13 protein-coding genes and 2 pseudogenes are annotated in these 14,120 nt (G+C 60.0%); 11 read left to right on the plus strand and 4 right to left on the minus strand.

From position 1 onward, the window contains the following. Window positions 1-244 precede the first annotated feature (244 nt). Complete coding sequence (locus tag ASD52_RS20360; RefSeq protein WP_057225343.1) at window positions 245-1,672, plus strand: ISNCY family transposase; 1,428 nt, start codon at window positions 245-247, stop codon at window positions 1,670-1,672. Between the two features lie 6 nt (window positions 1,673-1,678). On the opposite strand, the gene ASD52_RS20365 is transcribed toward ASD52_RS20360, so the two are convergent. Beyond that, the gene (locus ASD52_RS20365) at window positions 1,679-2,416 is read right to left on the minus strand and encodes a hypothetical protein (RefSeq protein WP_057207742.1); all 738 of its coding nucleotides are present in this window, start codon (window positions 2,414-2,416) and stop codon (window positions 1,679-1,681) included. Window positions 2,417-2,718: 302 nt separating this feature from the next. Here ASD52_RS20365 and ASD52_RS20370 point away from each other — a divergent pair. Continuing rightward, a pseudogene (locus ASD52_RS20370) lies at window positions 2,719-3,105 on the plus strand (helix-turn-helix domain-containing protein); the annotation flags it as partial. Between the two features lie 170 nt (window positions 3,106-3,275). On the opposite strand, the gene ASD52_RS20375 reads toward ASD52_RS20370, so the two are convergent. Beyond that, window positions 3,276-3,578: an alkylphosphonate utilization protein gene (locus ASD52_RS20375; RefSeq protein WP_057225345.1), complete on the minus strand. Its 303-nt coding sequence runs from the start codon at window positions 3,576-3,578 to the stop codon at window positions 3,276-3,278. A gap of 252 nt (window positions 3,579-3,830) precedes the next feature. Here ASD52_RS20375 and ASD52_RS20380 point away from each other — a divergent pair, with 252 nt between their 5' ends. Beyond that, window positions 3,831-4,103 (plus strand): helix-turn-helix transcriptional regulator, encoded by a 273-nt coding sequence (locus ASD52_RS20380; RefSeq protein ID WP_025430787.1) that lies wholly within the window; start codon window positions 3,831-3,833, stop codon window positions 4,101-4,103. A gap of 83 nt (window positions 4,104-4,186) precedes the next feature. After that, window positions 4,187-5,944, plus strand: a complete 1,758-nt coding sequence (locus ASD52_RS20385) for a SulP family inorganic anion transporter (RefSeq protein WP_057225347.1) — start codon at window positions 4,187-4,189, stop codon at window positions 5,942-5,944. Window positions 5,945-6,144: 200 nt separating this feature from the next. Here the strand turns inward: ASD52_RS20385 and ASD52_RS37605 are convergent. Further along, a pseudogene (locus ASD52_RS37605) lies at window positions 6,145-6,600 on the minus strand (benzoate/H(+) symporter BenE family transporter); the annotation flags it as partial. Window positions 6,601-7,192: 592 nt separating this feature from the next. Here ASD52_RS37605 and ASD52_RS20395 point away from each other — a divergent pair. Next, the gene (locus ASD52_RS20395; RefSeq protein WP_057225349.1) at window positions 7,193-8,959 is read left to right on the plus strand and encodes a hybrid sensor histidine kinase/response regulator; all 1,767 of its coding nucleotides are present in this window, start codon (window positions 7,193-7,195) and stop codon (window positions 8,957-8,959) included. 362 nt (window positions 8,960-9,321) lie between these two features. On the opposite strand, the gene ASD52_RS20400 is transcribed toward ASD52_RS20395, so the two are convergent. Continuing rightward, the gene (locus ASD52_RS20400) at window positions 9,322-10,830 is read right to left on the minus strand and encodes a winged helix-turn-helix domain-containing tetratricopeptide repeat protein (RefSeq protein WP_057225417.1); all 1,509 of its coding nucleotides are present in this window, start codon (window positions 10,828-10,830) and stop codon (window positions 9,322-9,324) included. Window positions 10,831-11,021: 191 nt separating this feature from the next. Between ASD52_RS20400 and ASD52_RS20405 the strand changes: the two genes are divergently transcribed. From ASD52_RS20405 to ASD52_RS20430, 6 genes are all read left to right on the plus strand, one after another. Continuing rightward, window positions 11,022-11,237, plus strand: a complete 216-nt coding sequence (locus ASD52_RS20405) for a DUF1127 domain-containing protein (RefSeq protein ID WP_057207788.1) — start codon at window positions 11,022-11,024, stop codon at window positions 11,235-11,237. Window positions 11,238-11,249: 12 nt separating this feature from the next. Continuing rightward, on the plus strand, window positions 11,250-12,416 hold the full coding sequence (locus ASD52_RS20410; RefSeq protein ID WP_057225350.1) for an MFS transporter: 1,167 nt from the start codon (window positions 11,250-11,252) through the stop codon (window positions 12,414-12,416). 153 nt (window positions 12,417-12,569) lie between these two features. Further along, window positions 12,570-12,800: a type II toxin-antitoxin system VapB family antitoxin gene (gene vapB, locus ASD52_RS20415; RefSeq protein WP_025431366.1), complete on the plus strand. Its 231-nt coding sequence runs from the start codon at window positions 12,570-12,572 to the stop codon at window positions 12,798-12,800. Continuing rightward, complete coding sequence (gene vapC / locus ASD52_RS20420) at window positions 12,800-13,204, plus strand: tRNA(fMet)-specific endonuclease VapC (RefSeq protein ID WP_057225351.1); 405 nt, start codon at window positions 12,800-12,802, stop codon at window positions 13,202-13,204. The genes vapB and vapC overlap by 1 nt, the downstream gene beginning before the upstream one ends. A 101-nt stretch (window positions 13,205-13,305) precedes the next feature. After that, window positions 13,306-13,554, plus strand: a complete 249-nt coding sequence (locus tag ASD52_RS20425) for a DUF982 domain-containing protein (RefSeq protein ID WP_025431368.1) — start codon at window positions 13,306-13,308, stop codon at window positions 13,552-13,554. A 180-nt stretch (window positions 13,555-13,734) separates the two neighbouring features. After that, the gene (locus tag ASD52_RS20430; RefSeq protein WP_244494300.1) at window positions 13,735-14,100 is read left to right on the plus strand and encodes a WGR domain-containing protein; all 366 of its coding nucleotides are present in this window, start codon (window positions 13,735-13,737) and stop codon (window positions 14,098-14,100) included. The last annotated feature ends 20 nt before the right edge of the window (window positions 14,101-14,120 follow it).

Consider the following 14,120-nt stretch of genomic DNA (forward strand, 5'->3'; position numbering starts at 1 on the left):
GATGTCGAGTGTCGCATGTCTAAATGGCTGACGACGCGCCGCCCAAAGTGACATTTCTACTTTGCGCCAACGTGGACAGTTCAACCTTGCTGCCACATCTCGTGTAGCGGCTATTTAGTAATGCGACAGTTGGGCCAGTTAGAGATGCGACAGTCTCGCCTCTCCACGCACTGGTCAAAGCCAACGTTGGGAGCAAGGATGACGACCTTCAGCCTGGTCGAGACCATGAGCGGTCGGAGTCGTCATGTCCTGTTTGATCACCATGTCGCAGAAAGAGTTGCACCGCCTCGAAGTCATTCAGAAGATCCGTGACGAGCGCCTGAGCGTTGTCCAGGCTGCCGAACTGCTCGACCTCAGTCGAAGTCAGGTCCACAGGCTCCTGCAGGCCTATGATCAGGATGGTCCGGCCGGGCTTATTTCGAAGAAGCGATCACGGCCGAGCAATCGGCGCCACAGCGAGGATTTCCGCAATGCAGCGCTGGATCTGATCCGCGAACGCTATCTGGATTTCGGTCCGACGCTGGCGCGCGAGAAGCTGATCGAGCTGCACCGGATTTCTGTTGCCAAGGAGACGCTGCGGCAATGGATGACCGAGGTCGGCATCTGGATCTCGCGTCGGGAACGTAAGAAACGGGTTTTCCAGCCACGCGGCCGGCGCGACTGCTTTGGCGAACTGGTGCAGATCGATGGGTCGCATCACTGGTGGTTTGAGAACCGCGGCCCCAAATGCGCCCTGCTCGTCTATATTGATGACGCCACCGGCAAGCTTCTGCATCTTCGCTTTGCTGGATCGGAGAATACATTCGACTATCTGCACGCGACGAAGGCCTATCTGCAGCAATGGGGCAAGCCGCTGGCCTTCTACAGCGACAAGCACGGCGTTTTCCGCTCGCTCCATGGGTCGAAGAAAGACCGGACAAGCGGCCTGACGCAGTTCGGACGGGCGCTCTATGAACTCAATATCGACATCATCTGTGCCAACACCCCGCAGGCCAAGGGTCGGGTGGAGCGTGCCAACCAGACATTGCAGGATCGGCTGGTCAAGGAGATGCGACTTCGCGGCATCGATACGATCGAAGCTGCCAATGTCTATGCACCTGAGTTCATTGCGGATTTCAACTTTCGTTTCGGCAAGCAACCACGCAATCCAAAGGACATGCACCGGCCGCTGGCCGACCATGAGAACCTCGAGGGTGCCATGTGCCGCAAGGAAGTGCGCACGCTGTCGCAATCCCTGACGCTGCGTTACGACAAGGTGCTGTTCATTCTCGATCCGACCGAGATTTCCAGGCCATTGGCGGGCCAGAAGGTGATTGTCTGCGATTATCCGGACGGTCGGCTTGAGATCATGCACGAGAGCTTTGCCCTGCCCTACAGGACCTTCGATACGTTGCGCTCGGTGCATCGCGCCGAGGTCGTCGACAACAAGCGGCTGGACGACATGCTGTCAATTGTCGCCGAGATGCAGGCCGGACGCCAACAGCAGCGCAGCAAGAGTGGTCCGAGCCGAACGGGCCAAACGGATCATATGTTTGGCATTCGAGACGGTAGCACAGCCAACGGTTACCAGAAGCGCGGCCGCAAGCCCGGCCCGAGAACGGATTTCATGAACGATCCGGCGGTGATTGCGCGACGAGAGAAAGCGTTGATGAGGCAGCCAGCGGCGGAATAAAGAGCGTCAATGCACGCCGATGTCGCTCTGCGTATCCGATTCCAACTGCAGGCAAGCTGGCCAAAGTGGCGTCTTGTGGAAGGCTCCATTCTGGAGGAGCGTGAGTCCCTCTCGTGCCTCATAGAGCACACCGAGCCAGCACAAGCGTCGAAAGACGCCATATTGGAGGTCGGATTTCAACTTCCAGGCTTCTATAGTCATTTCGGTGTCCGACAGGGGCGCCAAGTCTGGATAGAGGATCTTCACAACGTCTATTGGCGTGCACCCTTCCCTGGCCTTGATATTGAGAAGATTGAGGAACATGCGCCACCAGCGTAACCGCGCTCGGACCTCCTCTTCCCGCTCGGTGGTATGGACATACGAATAGAGATAATCCGTGGCGACCAGATCGAAGAAGGCTTGCGGGTTCACCAGGAACTCCCGGCCGCGTCTGGTTGGCAGCAGCACATCTTTTTTCCGGCGAAGAAGCTTCAGATGACGGGTCATGTCGCGCACGACCCAAAGCGGCGGCATGTCGCTTTCATTGAGCACTTTGTTCATGCTGTAGAGGTCTTCGGCTGTGAATCCTGGCCAGAGGAAGTGCACACAGGCCCAATGCACGAACTTGCGGTTCATGGCGCCGGTCGCCGTCAATCCTATGCCGCCCTCGCCGTCAGCATAGGCAACCGAAAGAAGCATACCGCGAAGAAGTGGGGACAGTGCGGCGACATCGACGTCACCATGCAGCTTGATTTCCGGAAGCATCGTGCGGCTGTGATCCCTACCTCGCCCTATTCAGGTGCAAGCGAGTATCAACCGGCGACAAAACAATTGCTACTAAGAAAGCTAAAGCCGAAGGGGAGCGTCATCACCCGCCCCCGCTCCTTCCTTGCAACCCGGCCCAGCCGGTCGGATCGGGGGCTGACCGGCGGAGCCAGTGTCGCATTTCTAAATGGCTGAGCATGTCGCAGCCCTATTCAGCTTTGACATATCGTGTAGCCGGGTACATTCTATTTTCAAGTGCGACATGCCAATGATTTCAATGGTTTCCCCTTGGAGATTTTGGGATGTCACGAAGCTATTCGCAGCTGAATCTGGCGGATCGCCGCCGCCGCCATCACTTTGTCGAACGCAAGGTGCCGATCAATGAAATGGCGCGCCAACTCGGTCGTCACCGTTCCACCATCTATCGCGAGATCAGGCGCAATACATTCCACGATCGAGAGCGGCGGCAGCGTTTGAGGAAGCTTGTACGGCACCCGCAATTGCGTGAACTGGTGATCGAGCAGCTGAAGGCGCTTTGGTCCCCGCAACAGATCGCCGGTGGTCTGCTCGCCGATGGCGTTAGCGCCGTGCGGGTCTGCACCGAGACGATCTATCGCTTCATCTACGGCAAGGAAGATCAGGCGCGGGAGCTCTATCAGCATCTGCCGGAAGGCCGCCGCAAACGCCGCCCCCGTGGCTCAGCCACGGGTAGCTCTTGAAGAGCGTTCTGAGCTGCTTCTAGTGGGAAGTCGTCCATCTAGAAGACGGCCCATCAGCGTGCCCGCGCGACCGACGCCGGAGGCTGAGGTAATTCGGACACTGCGCAAGGACTGCAAGTGCGGCCAACTGATGTTGTCGGTCACCGCTTGCGGACGAACTCGGTGCGCAGGACCAGACCCTTGATCGCGTCGTGCCGGCAGTCGATCTCGTCCGGGTTGTCGGTGAGCCGGATCGACCTGATGACTGTGCCCTGTTTGAGGGTCTGGCCGGCACCCTTCACCTTGAGGTCTTTGATCAGGACCACAGAGTCTCCGTCGGTAAGAGGATTACCCGACGCATCGCGAACCTCCGCAGCTTGCGCGGCCTCCGCGGCGATTTCCGAAACCGGCCGCCATTCGCCGGTCGCCTCGTCATAAACGTAGTCATCGCTCTGGTCGCTCATGTTCGCTCCGCTGTAGTAGCCTGCTTGTCTTTATCGGATGGCCGCGATGCTCTCGGCATCGGCTGCTAACCCATAAGTGCCTCTATCCCTATCACCTCGCGAAATCAAATCGCGGTTTAGCGCCGGAGGCGAACCCAGCGAACGAGCAGTCGAGATCGATCTTCGGCGCATCGTCGGTGACTCAAGATTTAGGCTTGAAACATGAACTTCAATGCGTCACTAGTTTAGATTAACAGCTATGGAATAAATCTGATGATCACAGCTGCACAGATGCGTGCCGCTCGTGCCCTTGCCGGCATCGACCAGAAGATGCTTGCAGAGAAGGCCGGCGTGTCAGTACCGACGATCCAGCGCATGGAGGCCAGCGAAGGTATTGTGCGTGGCGTGGTCGAAACGTTGACGCGAGTGATCGAAGCGCTCAATGCCTGCGGCGTAGAGCTGATCGGCGACAACCAGCCGAGCGAGCGCGGTGGGCGCGGTGTCCGTCTAGTCCAGCCGGGTCCATCCGTCGATGCGAAGAGGTGAAACGCGGAGTTCTCTCCAACGGCGGCAATCGCCGACCGTGACGTCGACGTCCCGTCGCCTATAACGAAGGGCCGGAATAACAAATGGGGATATCGCGGCATACGCAGACGGTATTAACGGCCCGCAGGCCGGACTCAGCACAGTTTTCTACCCCAACGTTCTGGAATTTGTTCACACCCAAACTCGTCACCGTGCTTCGCGAGGGGTATGGCTGGTCGCAATTTCGCAGCGACGCGGTCGCCGGGCTTACGGTGGCGATCGTGGCCTTGCCGCTTTCCATGGCGATTGCCATTGCTTCGGGCGTCTCCCCCGAACGCGGCCTCTTCACCGCGATTGTCGGCGGCTTCCTGATATCCGCTCTCGGCGGCAGCCGTTTCCAAATCGGTGGACCAGCAGGCGCCTTCATCGTGCTCGTAGCGGCGACTGTGCACAGCCACGGGCTGGATGGCCTGCTTCTGGCGACGACGCTGTCGGGTGTCTTCATGCTGACCGCCGGCTATATGCGGCTCGGCACCTATATCAAATTTATCCCCTATCCGGTGACCATCGGGTTTACCGCCGGTATCGCCGTCATCATCTTCGCCAGCCAGATCAAAGAACTGTTCGGGCTGAGATTGTCGGGCGCGGAACCCGGTGAACTTTTGGCGAAGCTGGCCGCACTGACCGCCGCAGCGCCCACGTTCAATTTTTCAACGCTTGCCGTGGCAATACTGACGATCAGCACCATCCTCGCCCTGAAACGTTTACGGCCGGGCTGGCCAGGCATGCTGCTCGCCGTCGCCGCCGCTTCGCTCGTCGCGGCAGTCTTCTCCTTGCCCGTGGACACTATTGGAACTCGCTTCGGTGGCATTCCGCGCGGCCTACCGCTGCCGTCAATTCCCGCGATGAGCAACGAACTTTTACTTGCCGTTTTGCCGAATGCTGTTGCCTTCGCCTTGCTCGGTTCAATCGAGTCGCTGCTTTCGGCCGTCGTTGCCGATGGCATGACAGGACGACGTCACCGTTCCAATTGCGAACTTGTAGCGCAGGGTTTGGCCAATATAGCCTCAGCGCTGTTTGGCGGCATCTGTGCGACCGGCACAATCGCGCGCACAGCGACCAATGTCCGAGCCGGCGCACATGGCCCCATCTCTGGGATGCTACATGCCTTGTTCCTCCTCGGCTTTATGCTAATTGCCGCGCCGCTCGCGAGCTACATCCCGCTCTCTGCACTTGCCGGTTTGCTCACCGTCGTCGCCTGGAACATGATCGAGACGCAATCAGTGGTCGCGCTGATCCGCTCCTCGCGGGGTGATGCACTGGTGCTGCTCGTCACTTTCCTGCTTGTGGTCTTCCGCGACCTGACAGAGGGCATCGTCGTGGGTTTCGCGCTCGGAGCAGTACTCTTCATCGACCGTATGTCGAAGACGATCGCCGTCGAAGCTCACACTCTTCCACTGCTAGACGACACCGCCGACGAGGCAAATGGCAGGCGCGAGGCTTATCACGCGGAAGTCGCCAGCGATCCGGACACGGTTATTTACCGCATTTCCGGCGCATTCTTCTTCGCCGCTGCCACGACGGTCGGCGCAATCCTCGACCGCATCGCCGACCAGCGGCGAAACTTCATCCTCGATTGCTCGGCAGTTTCCTTTCTCGATTCTACTGCTGCCAGTGTCATTGAAGGCGCGGTGCACAAAGCTGGGCGTGCCAGAGTGCGCTTCTTCATCACGGGCGCCTCTCCGCAGGCTCGCCGCATGCTGTTTGCGCACAATGTGCGTCCCCCTCGCGTGCGGTACAAAGCCACGATTGAAGGGGCGCTAAGGCAAATCGAGAAGGAAGATAAACCCGGCGGAACATAACAACTGTACGATTGTCGGGCTCGACACGTTCATTGCCGGTGAGACGAGTTTCAGCCTCGTCGGCTATCATGCCGGCATGCGCGCCGCCCACCGGCTGGCTTGGCCAGCGGTTCAAGTTCACTGCAAATGCACCGGATTGATCTGCCTTGCCCGTTGGACGAAGGCCGCAACAACGTCTTCGTTGGCGCGGGAATCGAGATAGCCGCAATGCCCGCGATCCAGCGCTTCGACGGTCTTCATGAGCTTCCTTGCCGAGGGCGATCGCCGCGATATTGAAGGCATTGGAGCCGAACGGAGCCAAGATGAGCGAGCCGAAGCCCGTCACGGCCACAATGGGATTGGCGCTCGTCTTGAACCCATCGTTCCGCGAGACCAGCATTCCAGGCATATGTTGGCCGGTCAGCGTAATCAGGAACAGCGGCAGCGCGACCGAGATCAGCGCATTCAGCGAGAACTCCGGCAAGGTGAAGACGGGAGCGGCGAATTCCAGCTTCAGGCCGGATAGATCGACGCGACCTTGCGTGAGCAGGCAGGCAAGCCCGAGTACCCAGAATGCCGACCACCGCATAACGGGCGGAGAAGCGCTTCAATGCGACGTAGGCGACGGTCAGAAGCCCGACGAGCAGCGGATTGACGCTTGCGCCGCCGAATGCGCCGTGCCGGTGGCAGGACTGCCCTGCATGCTACGGACCTTCGACGACCATCTCAAACGACCATCGAAATCCTGACGCCTCAGGGGCGCAAACCTGGCTGGAAGATGGATTTCATGAATGATCCTGTGGTCCTTGCGCGACGAGAGAAAGCTTTGTCTCGCTCGACGCGGCGGAATGACCGGATGAATTCACACTCTCAAAGCCAAAGGAGATGGGTGCAGATCACCCGCCAGTTCCCTTCTCTTCCCTTCCCTTGCAACCCGCCCCAGCCGCTCCGGGCGGGGGCTTGCGAGCTGAAGCGTCGCATTTCTAAATGGCTGAAGACGCCGGATGGGACACTTCTACTTTGCCCAACGGCGGACAGCTGGCCGCCACATATCGTGTAGCGGCATTTTAGAGATGCGACATATAGGCCAGTTAGAGATGCGACAGTCCCGCCTCTTGGGACGTGAGCGGGTGGTTCATCTGGCCACCCTCGATGAAAGCTTCGGCGCAAATTCGTTGGCCGCCAACGTATGGGAAACAGTTTTCCGATAAATCAATCGTCCTAGGACGGGCCGCTGGATGATGTCCCTCCGGCATCTGGAGAGGACGAATGCACGAAGACAAGATCCGCCAGGCCCTCATCGAGCTTCTGTATCGCAACTCCTATGGCGTGGTGATCTCCAACATCGTCATTTCTGGCGCTGCCGTGTACGTCCTTCGCAATGCCGTATCGGGGAGTTGGCTCGCCGGATGGGTTGGCGCTCTCTATCTGCTCATTATCTTGCGTGTGCTCGCCTCCCGCCGTTTTTTCAGCCGCCCAAGGGATTCCCGGTCCATCATGCGATGGGCCTGGCTCGCTGCAGCATTTACCTGGGCGTCCGGTCTGCTGTGGGGCACGCTCGGCTGGGTCGGCTTCCTTCCGGATGCGCCCATCGTCCTTTCGTTCACGGTTATCGTTCTGACCGGCCTCGTCTGCGGCACGGTGCCGTCTCTTTCAGCCTTTCCGCCCGCGCTCATCGGCTCAATTCTTGTGACGGTCCTGCCGATCGCCGTCCGCTGCATTCTGACGGACAGCGATATTTCCGGCGCTTTCCTGTTCCTGCTCGCCTCCCTTGTGGCAATCAACTTCTACTACTGTCGCATCACCTACCGGATGTTGCGTGAAACCGTCAGCCTGCGACTGGAAAACGAAAGCCTCGTCGGTCACCTGCAAGAGGAACGTGATCGGGCACAGGCAGCAGACCGCGCCAAGACTCGATTTCTGGCAGCCGCCAGCCACGACCTGCGCCAGCCGATCCATGCGTTGAGCCTGCTTGTTTCCACACTGGCAATATTGGGGCAGCGCGGAAACGTCGCCTCAGCCGATGCTCGCGATCTGGCAACGAGGGCGAAATCCGCCGTCAGCAATCTCGGCGGACTGCTGAATGCGCTGCTCGATATCTCCCGACTTGACGCCGGCATCGTGACGATCGCAAACGAGACAGTGTCGTTGCGCGACCTCTTTCGCGATCTTCGCGACGAGTTCGCCGCAGAAGCAAACCAGCGCGGCCTTGACTGGCGGATCGTCAACAGCGACTTGCTGATCGACAGCGACCCGATGATGCTCCGACGGATCCTCAACAACCTGTTGTCGAACGCGTTCCGCTATACCAAAGCGGGCGGCGTCCTCCTTGGCTGCCGCAGGCGCGGCAATTCGGTCGAAATCCAGGTCCTGGATACGGGCTCCGGCATTCCTGCCGATCAGCAAGCGATGGTCTTCGAGGAATTCATGCAGTTGCAGAATCCGGCAAGGGACCGCACACAGGGTCTGGGCTTGGGCCTTGCCATCGTTCGGCGCACGGCCGAGCTGCTGCAACATCCCTTAAGATTGGTGTCCGTGCCCGGGCGCGGCTCGATGTTCTCGATCACAGTTCCGAGGGCTCGCTCGGTAGGATCTCCCCTGCAACCCGGCCGGCCATCTCCCGCGGCCGGCATCACGGCCGGTATCATACTGGTGGAGGACGAAAAGGAGGTGGCCGACGCCATGGTTCGGCTTCTGACCCTGGAGGGGCATCGCATCTATGCCGGCCGGTCTGCCGAGGAAGTGCTGAGAGTCCATTCCGAAGCCCTGGTGGCCGGCAGCGCGCCGGTCGATCTTATCGTTGCCGATTACCGCCTGGAGCATGGCGCCACAGGTCTGGACGCGATCCAGACCCTTTGCGACCACATCGGCCGCCGCGTTCCGGCCATCATCGTTACCGGTGATACCTCGCCATCGCGCCTCAAGGAGGTTAGCGCCAGTCGCGCGCGCATTCTGCACAAGCCCATCACCGGAGAGGAGCTGCGCGCTGCGCTCCATGCCGCCTTGGAGGACTTCGAGCCGGAACCCCGCGGATAACCAGGGTATTGAGCGCACCAGGCGTCGGCAGCAATGTTGCCAGAGTCTCGTTGGCGCGGCTGGGCCCGCTCGCCACAGCGGGTTCAAAATAGCGACGGCGGGGGACCGGGAATACTAGCGCCGGCAAGTCTTCCCGCTTGATCGAGGGGTCGGGCCAACCTCGCGGCACCCGGCACCCTCACCCACCCGGTCTGACCAGCGACCGCGCGTAATCGCCAAGAACCGCACCGCGCCGATGTTTTCGACCGTGCGGATGGAGGCTGTCTGACGGCCACAAGCAAGCGGCAAAAAGACCGGCAAGGCTCTCGCCGCTTTTTCCACGCTCAGGGTAAATGGCGGGTTTGGGAGATCACGCCCGCGTGTCACTCCGGGAGCCCCGCCTTGCGGTAGCCATCGACGAAATGCGCAAGCGTCGCAGCGTCGCGGAATGGCTCGGTCGTCGCCCAGTGGTGGATTGTGAAACTCGGATTGCCAACCAGGAAGAGTTCGACCTCTGTGCGTGCCTCGTCGAGCCGGCCCAGCTGAGCAAGGCTTGCCGCCAGGAAACGGCGCGAGCTTGTACGGTACGTCTCGTCCCTGCGCAGCGTCTCGACAGCGGCTTCGTACTCGCCGGCCGCGTATTGGGCCTGGCCGAGCGTCAGATAGTACCAACTCGCCGGAAACGGGTTCAGCCGGAACGCCTTGCGAATGTGCTCAAGACCCTCCTCCACCCGTCCGGCCAGGACCGCGACATCGGAGAGTGCCGCCCAACTGTCGGCCTCGTTCGGGTCGAGCTCGATCGCCTTGGCGAATTCCCGATCGGCTTCGTCGAAGCTGCGCTCATAGGCAAGCAGATACGCCAGAACCCAGCGGCTGCCGGCATCGTTGGGATCGAGCGCGACGGCCTTGCGCGCCAGTTCCAACGCAATGCCACGGCTAGCTTCGGTGGGTCCGCCCGAATGCACCCACCCCATCCAGTGGTTCATGGCAAGCCAGCGATAGGCCTCGGCATAATCAGGATCGAGCGAAACTGCGCGCGTGAGCATCAGATGCGCTTCCTGCGCCGACTGCGGCGTGTCATCCATCAGCTTACGCGCCCGCACGCAGAGATCGTAAGCCTCGATATTGTTGGGTCGGTTGCGCGACGGCGGTGCGCGCAGCCGGCCGAGCAAGGCTTCCACGATCTTGCCGGTGACCTCGTCCTGAACGGCAAAGATATCTTCCAGGCTGCGATCGAAGCGTTCCGCCCATAGGTGTTCGCCACTCACCGCATCGACCAGCTGGGCGTTGATGCGCACATGCTCGCCGGCGCGACGAGCGCTGCCCTCCAGCAGGTAACGCACGCCAAGATCCTCAGCGATCCCGCGCACGTCCATCGCCCTCCCCTTGTAGGCAAAGGCCGAATTGCGTGCGATGACAAAAAGGCCGGAGATCCTGGACAGGTCAGTGATCAGATCTTCGGTCAACCCTTCCGCGAAGGATTCCTGTTCGGGGTCGTTGCTGATATTCACGAAGGGCAGCACGGCTATCGATGGTTTGCCGGGCAGCGGCAAAGGTTTTCGCATCGCGCCGCTCAGCTGCTCGATGGCCCTGGTGAAGCGGTAGCCGACGCGCGGAACCGTCGAGATCCATTCACCGCCGTCGGCGGCGGGACCAAGCAGCTTGCGCAGCTGCGCGATCTGGACGGTGAGATTGCCTTCCTCGACAGCCGTGCCTGGCCACGCCGCATCCATCAACTCGGTTTTTCCAAGAATTTCGCCGGGTCGTCCGACGAGTGCTGCAAGCAGCTTTAGCCCGCGGTGGCCAACGGCAACGGGATCACCGTTCCGAAGGAGCGTTCCAGCATCCGGATCAAGCACGAATGGACCAAAGGCGAAGCGCGATCCCTGCATGCGGCGCATCTATAGTCCGTTTGGAAATTTTTGAGAACTATTTGGGAGGCCTTAATTACGACGCCGTTCGTATCCGGCAGACTCCATTCTCTTTCAGGTCGAGGGCCGCTGGCCGCTCAAACCATATGGAGGTTGCCATGAACGATATTCCCACCTCTGCGTCGACCCCGCTTCAGGCAGCGTGGCCGGCAATGCCCGTGGAACCGGCGGAAGTGTCGCGCCGACACTACAGCCTGGCGACCTTGCGAAGCATCATCGCTACCTGGGGTGAGCGGATACGCTTTCGCTGGGAACTCGAGCAAAAGTTGAAGGACGATCCTCATTTGATCGATGACATCGGTCTGACGAGACAGCAGTTCGAGGCAGAGATCGCCAAGTCCTTCTGGCAAGTATCAAATCCCTTATAAGGCGAATGCTTCATGATTACCGAATGCACGACAATATCGCGCGAGGATCGGATCCCATGGGCCGCGATGGCGGGCATCATCGCGACCGTCACGGTGTTCGCCGTGGCACAGGGGCTAACCTATCCGCTGCTCAGCTTCATCCTGGAGCGGCAGGGAATGACATCAGGCGTGATCGGCCTGTCGGCGGCGATGACGCCGCTCGGTTTCATTGTATCCGCGCCTTTCATTCCCGCGTTTGCCCGGCGGGTGGGCGCGCCGCGGCTTGCGATCCTGTGTTCGATGCTGGCCGCGCTCACCCTGATCGCGATTGGCTTGACGCAAGAAGTATGGACTTGGATGCCACTGCGCTTCCTGCTCGGCTTTTTCGCCAATCCGCTCTACGTGATCAGCGAAACCTGGCTGCTCTCGATCACGCCCGCGCCACGCAGGGGCCGCATCATGGGCCTCTATTCATCGATCGTTTCGGCTGGCTTCGCCATCGGCCCTCTGTCGCTCGGGCTGGTTGGCACGCAGGGCTGGCCGCCCTTCATGATCGGCATCGTCGCCTTCCTTCTCTGCGGTCTGATTGTGCTTGCGGTCGTGCCGCGCCTGCCGGACATGCCGCATGAGGGTGAGGCAACATCGGTCGGCGGCTTCTTCGCTCTGGCACCGCTCCTATTGTTCGCGGTTTTCACTGCCGCTGCTTTCGAGCAGACCCTGCTTTCCTTGTTTGCTGTCTACGGAGCAGCGCTCGGCAGCGCCGAACAGCGCATTGCTTCGCTCATTACCTGCTTCATCGCAGGCAATGCCGTGTTGCAGATTTTGCTCGGGCGCGTCGCAGAGCAATTTGGCTCGAGACGGACGATGCTGGTCTGTGCTGTGGTATCGCTGGCCGGCTGCCTGTTGCTGCCGTGGTTCTTCAACTCGTGGCTCATCTGGCCGCTCGTTTTCGTCTGCGGCGGGGTCTCGTTCGGGATCTACACCATGTCGCTGATCCAGCTCGGCGAGCGTTTCGCCGGTCAAGCCTTGATCGCCGGCAATGCTGCCTTCGCGATCCTATGGGGTACCGGCGGCATCGTGGGCTCGCCCGTCACAGGACTGGCGATGCAACTGATCGGACATCAGGGATTGCCATTGTCCCTTGGCCTGCTGTGCTGTGTCCTGGCTTTTCTCCTGATGGCGGAGAGACGACGGGGTTGATCCGGGCACTTGCCTCATGCCGCGTCGATAATGATAAGCCGGGTTCCACCAATAGGGAGTCAGCATGATCGCCGCCTGGCATATCCCATTGACATATCCACGGCCAACAACCTATATGGGGATATACTTAAGCCATATCCCAAGAGGTGATCGATGGACCAGGGCTCCGTATTTCAAAGCAATCGCAGCCAGGCGATCCGTCTACCGAAGGCCGTGGCGCTACCCGACGATGTCAAGAGAGTCGATGTCGTGGCGGTCGGAAGGACTCGAATAATAACCCCGGCCGGGGAAGCTTGGGACAGTTGGTTCAACGGCGAACGGGCGAGCGCCGACTTCATGGCGGATCGTGACCAGCCCGAGCAGCAAGAGCGCGAGACGTTCTGATGCTCAAATACATGCTCGATACCAACATCTGCATCTTCACGATCAAGAATCGTCCAGAGCCTGTTCGCGAGGCTTTCAACCGCCACCAGGGGCAGCTCTGCATCAGTTCGATCACTCTTATGGAACTGATTTTCGGCGCTGAAAAATCGGCAATGCCGGAGCGAAATCTCAACGTCGTTGAAGGATTTGCGGCAAGGCTCGACGTTCTGAACTTTGATCGCTTGGCGGCAGCACACACCGGCCAACTCCGAGCCGAGCTGGCCAGGGCCGGCAAGCCAATCGGACCTTACGATCAATTGATTGCTGGCCATGCCCGCTCACAGGGACTGATCCTGGTCACCAACAATGGACGGGAATTCGAAAGAGTGCCTGGCTTGCGCCTTGATGACTGGGCGACCACCTGACAATGGAAGGCATGCCCGATTGCCAGGGGCGCGAAAGCCTGGCCGGAGGAAGGAACAAACTTGCAAGATAAGCGTTCTGCGGCGAAACGGAGGCAACGCAGATGCAAGGTATCAATTGGGATCACCCCGTCAGGGTCGGCCCAGAAGGTGAGCGGTGTATCAACGGGCCAGAGGATGCGCTGCAGTATCTAAGTGAATGGCCGCAAGGCGGATGGTTCTACGAACGGGCCAGAAATCGCTGCCACGCCGCGCTGGAGCGCGGGGAGAGCCTTGGGCTGTCGCGCAAGGCCTTCATTGGCGCGGCCATCGAATGTTCATTCCCGATTGCGGAGGACGAGATTTCCTCGTGAGTTGCCGGCCAGCCATGAAATCCCTCCAGAGTGCACAAGCTCCGGCGTTCCGGGGCGGTTAGTATAGCAACTATCAAAGCCGCGGCCTGCTGCCGCAGGCGCGGCCTTGACGCTTTTCAGGTCGACATTTGCGGAACTGTCGAGGTTTGACTCGGCGACGCCAACTTTCACATCAACGACGTGAATCGGTTCGCCCCAACCGATTCAAAACTCTCATTGGACGCGGATTCTCCGACGCGCGATGCTGCGTTCATGACCCAGCAGTGCTCCAACCTCTACTTTCAACGGATAGATCCCAGCCGAAACATGGCGCGCTACTATGCGCTTTCGATACAGCCGACGCTCTTTGGCGAAATCTCCCTTATCCGCGCCTGGGGGCGCATCGGTACGCGCGGCCAGGAGATGAGCCATCACTTCGCATCCGAGGCCGATGCCATTGCGATCCTTCTCCAAATCGCCCGCAGAAAGAGGGCGAAAGGCTATGTTGCCAAGGCAATCTGTGGAAAATCACCTGAGGAGGCGGGAGTTGTTGCGCAAGACCGATGACATTGGCGCCATTCGGGCAA

This window comes from Ensifer sp. Root142 (assembly GCF_001426785.1).
Classification (GTDB): domain Bacteria; phylum Pseudomonadota; class Alphaproteobacteria; order Rhizobiales; family Rhizobiaceae; genus Ensifer; species Ensifer canadensis.

Coding starts and splice junctions, on each gene's coding strand:
- ASD52_RS20365 (WP_057207742.1), bottom strand. CDS start 2,416: ATGCTTCCGGAAATCAAGCTGCATGGTGACGTCGATGTCGCCGCACTG.
- ASD52_RS20380 (WP_025430787.1), top strand. CDS start 3,831: ATGATCACAGCTGCACAGATGCGTGCCGCTCGTGCCCTTGCCGGCATC.
- vapB (WP_025431366.1), top strand. CDS start 12,570: ATGGACCAGGGCTCCGTATTTCAAAGCAATCGCAGCCAGGCGATCCGT.
- ASD52_RS20400 (WP_057225417.1), bottom strand. CDS start 10,830: ATGCAGGGATCGCGCTTCGCCTTTGGTCCATTCGTGCTTGATCCGGAT.
- ASD52_RS20360 (WP_057225343.1), top strand. CDS start 245: ATGTCCTGTTTGATCACCATGTCGCAGAAAGAGTTGCACCGCCTCGAA.
- ASD52_RS20405 (WP_057207788.1), top strand. CDS start 11,022: ATGCCCGTGGAACCGGCGGAAGTGTCGCGCCGACACTACAGCCTGGCG.
- ASD52_RS20375 (WP_057225345.1), bottom strand. CDS start 3,578: ATGAGCGACCAGAGCGATGACTACGTTTATGACGAGGCGACCGGCGAA.
- ASD52_RS20385 (WP_057225347.1), top strand. CDS start 4,187: ATGGGGATATCGCGGCATACGCAGACGGTATTAACGGCCCGCAGGCCG.
- vapC (WP_057225351.1), top strand. CDS start 12,800: ATGCTCAAATACATGCTCGATACCAACATCTGCATCTTCACGATCAAG.
- ASD52_RS20425 (WP_025431368.1), top strand. CDS start 13,306: ATGCAAGGTATCAATTGGGATCACCCCGTCAGGGTCGGCCCAGAAGGT.
- ASD52_RS20410 (WP_057225350.1), top strand. CDS start 11,250: ATGATTACCGAATGCACGACAATATCGCGCGAGGATCGGATCCCATGG.
- ASD52_RS20395 (WP_057225349.1), top strand. CDS start 7,193: ATGCACGAAGACAAGATCCGCCAGGCCCTCATCGAGCTTCTGTATCGC.